Genomic DNA, 439 nt, shown 5'->3' on the forward strand with positions numbered 1-439 from the left:
GAGAAGAGCGGTTTCCGCTTCGTGAGCACGCACCCTATGTTCGGCCCAACCTTTGCCAATCTGAACCAGCTTTCAGAGGAGAATGCAGTCATCATCAAGGAGGGTGACTACATGGGCAAGATATTCTTCAAGGACCTCTACCAGAAGTTGGGGTTGAGTCTGCATGAGTATACATTTGATGAGCACGACCAGACGGTGGCTTACTCGCTGAGTATTCCTTTCGTGAGCACCTTTTCTTTTGCGGCAGTGATGAAGCACCAGGATGCTCCGGGCACCACCTTCAAGCGCCACATGCAGATAGCTAAGGGCGTGCTCAACGAAGATGATTACCTGTTGCAGGAAATCCTCTTCAATCCATACACATCGGGTCAGGTGGCACAGATCAGAGAGGAGCTTGCTGAGCTCATCGACATCATCGACCACAAGGATGCGAAGCGTA

The 439-nt window shown here is 51.3% G+C and carries 1 protein-coding gene; it reads left to right on the plus strand.

What is annotated here, in order from left to right; genetic code table 11:
- Positions 1 to 439 (plus strand): prephenate dehydrogenase/arogenate dehydrogenase family protein (locus tag D4A39_RS19240; protein ID WP_119918599.1); only part of this gene is annotated, 439 nt, incomplete at both ends.

The sequence above is a fragment of the Alcanivorax profundi genome (assembly GCF_003597125.1).
Taxonomy (GTDB): Bacteria; Pseudomonadota; Gammaproteobacteria; order Pseudomonadales; family Alcanivoracaceae; genus Alcanivorax; species Alcanivorax profundi.